Below are 6,484 nucleotides of genomic sequence, written 5' to 3' on the forward strand. Positions count from 1 at the left end.
CAAACATGGACCGAACGATCGAAACGGATCGGACCGCGGAACTCGACGACACCCCGCCGGGCCCTGACACGGCCATCGTGACCGGGGCGGCCGGAGGCATCGGCGCCGAGGTGGCGCGGGTCCTGGCCGGCCGGGGCATCGCCGTCGCCGCCGTGGACAACCACGCGGAGCGGCTCGCGGAGTCGGTGGAGAAGATGATCGCCGACGGGCTGCCCGTCACGGCGTTCCCCGCCGACGTCACGAGCGCGCCCGCCGCCGACGGCGTGGTCGAGCGGGTCGAGCGGGAGCTGGGCCCGGTCCGCTACCTGGTGAACGCCGCGGGCGTCCTGCGCCTCGGTGAGGTCGGCACCTACCGGGCCGACGACTGGCACACGACCTTCGCCGTCAACGCCACCGGAGTGTTCCTGATGTCGCAGGCGGCGGTACGGCGGATGACGCCGCGCCGCCGGGGCGCCATCGTCACCGTCGCCTCCAACGCGGCCGGCACCCCGCGCACCGAGATGGCCGCCTACGCGGCGTCGAAGGCCGCCGCGACGATGTTCACCAAGAGCCTCGGCCTGGAGGTCGCCCGCCACAACATCCGGTGCAACATCGTGGCGCCCGGCTCGACGGACACCCCGATGCTCCGCTCCATGTGGACGGACGAGTCCGGACCGAAGGCCACCATCGGGGGCCGGCCCGACGCCTTCCGGGTGGGGATTCCCCTCGGCAGGCTGGCCAGCCCCGCCGACGTGGCCGCGGCGGTGGACTTCCTGCTGTCGGACCGCGCCGCCCACATCAGCCTGCACGAACTGACCGTGGACGGCGGTGCCGGACTCGGTGTCTAGGGAAGCGACCACTCCGATGCGATTCACACCCGGTATACCCCCCATCTCGTCCTACGCCATGCCGACCCCGGACGAACTGCCCGGCAACGCGGCGCAGTGGACGCCCGACCCGAGGCGCGCGGTGCTGCTCCTGCACGACATGCAGCGCTACTTCCTGCGCCCCCTGCCCGCCGACGGGACCCGCGCCGACCTCGTACGCAACGCGGCCCGGCTGCGGAAGCGCTGCGCGGAGCTCGGCGTCCCCGTCGCCTACACGGCGCAGCCCGGCTCCATGACCGACGAACAGCGCGGCCTGCTGCGGGACTTCTGGGGACCCGGCATGCGGGCCCGGGAGGCCGATCGGGAGGTCGTCGACGAGCTGGCTCCCGCGGCGGGGGACTGGCGGCTCACCAAGTGGCGCTACAGCGCCTTCCACCACTCCGGTCTGCTCGGCCGCATGCGCGAGGAGGGCCGCGACCAGCTGATCGTCTGCGGGGTGTACGCGCACGTCGGCGTCCTGATGACGGCGGTGGAGGCGTTCACCCACGACATCGAGACCTTCCTCGCCGCCGACGCCGTCGCGGACTTCAGCCGCGAGCATCACCTCTTCACCCTCCGCTACGCGGCCGGCCGGTGCGCGGCCGTCGCCGTGACCGACACGCTCATCGACGAGCTGGACGCCTCGGGCCACCCCGCCGCGGACGCCCAGCACGTCGTCCCGTCCGAAGGCAGGTGGGCAGTCGTATGAACGACGACCTTCCCGACGGCGACCTCCTCGACGACGTACTGAACCTGCGGGTGCCCGCCTTCGCCCTGCTGCACCGGCCCGCGTGGGCCCCCGGCCGGCTGGAGGTCCTGGCCGGCCCGCTCAGCACCCCGGAGACCCTGGCCGAACTGCCTCTCCCCGAGGGCGAACCGCCCGGCGCGGGCACCGGGCCGCACCACGACGTCCTGACCCTGGTGCCCTACCGGCAGCTCCGGGAGCGCGGCTTCCTCTGCACGGACGACGGAGCCCCGCTCCTCGCCATGCGCGTCGACCGGCAGGACACCTACGACCTGGCGGCGGCCACCGGACGGTTCCCCGAGGAGACGATCCGGCTGACGGGCGACCACTTCGACGTGCCCGACGAGGCGTACGCCGACATCGTCCGCAAGGTCATCGCGGAGGAGATCGGGCAGGGGGCCGGCGCCAACTTCGTCATCAAGCGGTCCTTCGTGGCCGACATCGGGGACTACAGCCCCCGCGCGGCCCTGGTGTTCTTCCGCCGGCTGCTGGAGAAGGAGTCGGGCGCCTACTGGACCTTCCTGGTGCACACCGGGGACCGCACCTTCGTCGGAGCCACCCCCGAACGCCACATCAGCCTCGCGGACGGCACCGCCGTCATGAACCCCATCAGCGGCACCTACCGCTATCCGAAGGAGGGCCCGACCCTGCCGGGGATCCTCGGGTTCCTCGCCGACCGGAAGGAGTCCGACGAGCTGTACATGGTCGTCGACGAGGAACTCAAGATGATGGCCCGCGTCTGCGTGAACGGCGGCCGGGTCATCGGCCCCCGGATCAAGGAGATGGCGCAACTCGCCCACACCGAGTACGTCATCACCGGGGAGAGCGACCGCGACCCGCGCGACATCCTGCGCGAGACGCTGTTCGCCCCGACGGTCACCGGCAGCCCGCTGGAGAGCGCCTGCCGGGTCGTCAACCAGTACGAAACGGAGGGCCGCGGCTACTACAGCGGGGTCATCGGCCTCATCAGCCGCGACGAGCGGGGCGCGCGCTCCCTCGACTCGGCCATCCTCATCCGGACCGCCGACATCGACACCGCGGGCCGGCTCCGCATCGGCGTCGGCGCCACGCTGGTACGGCACTCCGACCCGGACTCCGAGGTCGCCGAGACCAGCGCCAAGGCCGAAGGGCTGCTCTCGGCGCTGCGGGCCGGCCACCGGGGACACTTCGACGCCCACCCCGACGTGCGCTCGGTCCTGGAACGGCGCAACGACCACATCGCGGACTTCTGGCTGGACGCCGCCCCCCGGCGGCCCGGCGCCGAGCGCTTCACCGCGGGCCGCAAGGTGCTGCTGGTGGACGCCGAGGACACCTTCACCGCGATGATGGCCCACCAGCTGCGCTCCCTCGAACTCGACGTCACGGTCCGCCGGTTCGACGAGCCCTACGACTTCGACGCCTATGACGTGGTCCTCATGGGACCCGGACCCGGCGACCCGCGCGACCCCGGCGATCCCCGCATCGTCCACATCCGCACGGCCGTGGCCAGGCTCCTCGCCGAACGCCGTCCCTTCATCGCCGTCTGCCTCAGCCACCAAGTGCTCAGCCTGCACCTCGGGCTCGACCTCGTACGGCGCGCGAGCCCCAACCAGGGGGTACAGCGGCGCATCAGCCTCTTCGGCGAGGAGGAGCGGGTCGGCTTCTACAACACGTTCGCCGCCCGCTGCGGCGAGGACAAGTTCGACCTCGAAGGGGTCGGAGCGGTGGAGGTGTGCCGCGACCCGCACGACAACGAGGTGCACGCCCTGCGCGGACCGCACTTCGCCTCGATCCAGTTCCACGCCGAATCCATCCTCACCGAACACGGGCCGCGCATTTTCGGATCGATGCTCAGCGGACTGCTCTGAACGCCCCACCGGCACCCGCCCGCCGCGTCCGGCGCCGCACCGCACCGGGCCCCCCGGCCCGACAACCGCCCGAAGGCCATCACCGACCAGGACCACCACCTCGGGGAGCTGACCACCGATGACCACTGCCCACATCGTCCCCCCAGACCGGCAGGACACCGCCACGAGCACGCTGCCGGACCAACTGCGGATGCGCAGCCGCGAACAGCCCGACGACACCGCGTTCGTCTTCCTGACGAGCGGCGAGGAGCCGGGCGACACCCTCACCTACCGCCAACTGGACGAGGCCGCGCGCAGCAGAGCGGCCGCCCTGGACGCCGCGGGTCTCACCGGGGCCTCCGCGCTCCTCGTCTACCCCGCCGGACTGGAGTTCGTCCGTTCGCTGCTCGGCTGCATGTACGCGGGTGTCACCGCCGCGCCGGTACAGGTCCCCTCCCGCGAGCGCGGGCTGGAGCGGATGCGCAGAACGGCCGACGACGCCGGCGCCTCCACGGTCCTGACCACAGCGGACGTCCGTGACGACCTGCGGGCCCGGTTCGGCGACTCGCCGCATCTGGCGGGCCTGACACTGGTCGCCACCGACGAACTGCCGGCCGGGACCGGCGCCGACCGGCGGGAGTGGCCCGCCGACCCGGGCGCCACCGCACTGCTCCAGTACACCTCGGGTTCCACCGGCGACCCCAAGGGGGTGATCGTCAGCCACGCCAACTTCGCGGCCAACGTGGCGGAGACGGAGGCCCTCTGGCCTACGGACCCCGACGGGGTGTTCGTCTCCTGGCTCCCCCACTTCCACGACATGGGGATGCTGTTCGGCGCCGTGATGCCCGTGTGGTCCGGCCGCCCCGCGTACCTGATGGCGCCCGAGGCGTTCGTCCGCCGCCCGCTGCGCTGGCTGGAGGCGATCTCCCGGTTCCGCGGCACCCATGCGGCCGCGCCGAGCTTCGCGTACGAGATGTGCGTCCGCGACGCCCGCACCGGACCCGGAGCGGACGGCCTCGACCTGTCCTCGTGGCGGGTCGCGGTCAACGGCGCCGAGCCGGTGCGCTGGCCGGTGATCCAGTCGTTCACCCGTGCCTTCGCCCCGGCGGGATTCCCGGAGCGGGCCATGTGCCCCGGCTACGGACTGGCCGAGAACACGCTCAAGGCCACCGGAAGCCGACAGGACCGCCCGCCCACCGTGCTCTTGGTCGATCCCGAGGCACTTCGGGAGGACCGGATCGCGGTCGTCGGACCCGGCGCCGAGGAGGCGCTTCCCCTGGTGGGCGCCGGAATCAGCGTCGGGGAGACCCGCATACGCGTGGTCGATCCCGTAACCGGCGTCGCCCGCGAGAGCGGCGAGGTCGGCGAGATCTGGATCAGCGGCCCGTGCGTCGCTGGCGGCTACTACCGCAGGGGGAAAGAGACCCAGGAGGTCTTCGGCGCCCGGATCGTGGGCGCGGAATCCACCGGTCCGTTCCTGCGCACGGGCGACCTCGGCTTCCTCCACGACGACGAACTGTTCGTCACCGGCCGCCTCAAGGACGTCATCATCCGCAAGGGGCGGAACTTCTACCCCCAGGACATCGAGCTGTCGGTGGAGCGGACCGACTCGCTGCTGCACCCGAACTGCTCCGCCGCGTTCTCCGTGGACGACGGCACCACCGAACGGCTGGTCGTCGTCGTCGAGGCCGACGGCAGAGCGCTGCGCCGGACGGACGCGGCGACCCTGAGCCGCCGGATCGGGGAGGCCGTCCACGACGGCCAGCGCCTGCACGTGGACGACGTGGTCGTCGTGCGCCGGGGCTCGCTGCCCAAGACGTCCAGCGGAAAGGTGCAGCGCAGAGCCTGCCGTATGCGCTACCTGGAAGGTTCGCTGGACCTGGCCGTGGCGGGTCCGGCGTGAGTGCCCCGCTGCGCGTGCCCCCGGTGGTCCCCGGCGCCCGGATCCTCGGGGTGGGCGCGTACCGGCCGACCCGGATCGTCGCCAACGCCGAGATCGCGGAGCGTATCGACTCCTCCGACGAGTGGATCAGACGCCGGAGCGGCATCCGCGCCCGGCGGTACGCCGGACCGGACGAGACCATCGTGTCGATGGCGGGCGAGGCGTCCCTCAAGGCCCTGGCCCGGTCGGGGATCACCCCCGCCGAGGTGGACCTGGTGCTGCTGGCCTCCATGTCGAACCTGGAGCAGTCGCCGGCTCTGGCGCCCCGGGTCGCCCACCTCATCGGTGCGGCGGCCCCGGGCGCGTTGGACATGTCCGCGGGCTGCGCCGGGTTCTCCTACACCCTGGGAGTGGCCGACGCCCTGGTGCGATCGGGCGCCGCCCGCCATGTGCTGGTCGTCGGTTCGGAGCGGATGAGCGACATCGTGGACCCGTCGGACCGCGGCACCTCCTTCCTGTTCGGGGACGGTGCCGGGGCCGTGGTCGTCGGCCCGTCCGGGCGGCCCGGCATGGGGCCGGTGGTCTGGGAGTCGGAGGGCGGCGAGGCCGGGGTGCTGGGACACGACCGCCCGTGGCCCGGCGTCCTCGAAGCGGCCTACTCCGCACCGCCCCCGGCGCTGCGGATGGCCGGCCCCGAGGTGTTCCGCTGGGCCGTCGCCCGGGTGCCCGGGGTGGCCCGGCGGGCGCTGGAGGCGGCGGGCGTGGCGGCCGCGGACCTGGACGCGTTCATCCCGCACCAGGCCAATGTGCGCATCATCGACAGCCTGGTGAAGGACCTGCGGCTGCCGGGCGACGTCCTGGTGGCCCGGGAGGTCGCCGAGGCCGGAAACACCTCCGCCGCCTCCATTCCGCTGGCGATGGAGAGCCTGATCGCCCGGAACTCCCTGCCGAGCGGCGCCCTCGCCCTGCTCGTGGGATTCGGGGCGGGGCTTCTGATCGCCGCCCAGGTGGTCGAACTCCCCTGATCCGTCCGCCTCCCTGAGTCCGTTCGCCGCGGGGGAGGAACGAAGAACGCTGTGGCGGGCCCCCCCGCGCCCGGGGGCGGCGCCCCCGCGGCCGGGGGTGGGGCCGTGGCGCCCCCCCGGCCGGGTCAGAAAAAAAAAAACAATCCCACAACACCAAGACC

5 protein-coding genes are annotated in these 6,484 nt (G+C 72.8%); all 5 read left to right on the plus strand.

What is annotated here, in order from left to right; translation table 11 throughout:
* Window positions 1-5 precede the first annotated feature (5 nt).
* The 5 genes from ACFWRV_RS28965 (at window position 6) to ACFWRV_RS28985 (ending at window position 6,323) form a co-directional block, all read left to right on the plus strand.
* Window positions 6-827, plus strand: coding sequence for a 2,3-dihydro-2,3-dihydroxybenzoate dehydrogenase (locus tag ACFWRV_RS28965; RefSeq protein ID WP_384338678.1), 822 nt, complete (start codon window positions 6-8; stop codon window positions 825-827).
* A gap of 58 nt (window positions 828-885) precedes the next feature.
* Window positions 886-1,554: an isochorismatase family protein gene (locus ACFWRV_RS28970; RefSeq protein WP_384338679.1), complete on the plus strand. Its 669-nt coding sequence runs from the start codon at window positions 886-888 to the stop codon at window positions 1,552-1,554.
* Complete coding sequence (locus ACFWRV_RS28975; protein ID WP_384338680.1) at window positions 1,551-3,437, plus strand: anthranilate synthase family protein; 1,887 nt, start codon at window positions 1,551-1,553, stop codon at window positions 3,435-3,437. Before ACFWRV_RS28970 ends, ACFWRV_RS28975 begins: the two co-directional genes overlap by 4 nt.
* A gap of 118 nt (window positions 3,438-3,555) precedes the next feature.
* Window positions 3,556-5,319, plus strand: coding sequence for a fatty acyl-AMP ligase (locus ACFWRV_RS28980; RefSeq protein ID WP_384338681.1), 1,764 nt, complete (start codon window positions 3,556-3,558; stop codon window positions 5,317-5,319).
* A complete protein-coding gene (locus ACFWRV_RS28985; protein WP_384338682.1) occupies window positions 5,316-6,323 on the plus strand; it encodes a beta-ketoacyl-ACP synthase 3 in 1,008 nt (335 codons plus the stop codon). The genes ACFWRV_RS28980 and ACFWRV_RS28985 overlap by 4 nt, the downstream gene beginning before the upstream one ends.
* The last annotated feature ends 161 nt before the right edge of the window (window positions 6,324-6,484 follow it).

Origin of the sequence: Streptomyces sp. NPDC058576 (assembly GCF_042718715.1) — a bacterium.
In the GTDB taxonomy this organism is placed as follows: Bacteria; Actinomycetota; Actinomycetes; order Streptomycetales; family Streptomycetaceae; genus Streptomyces.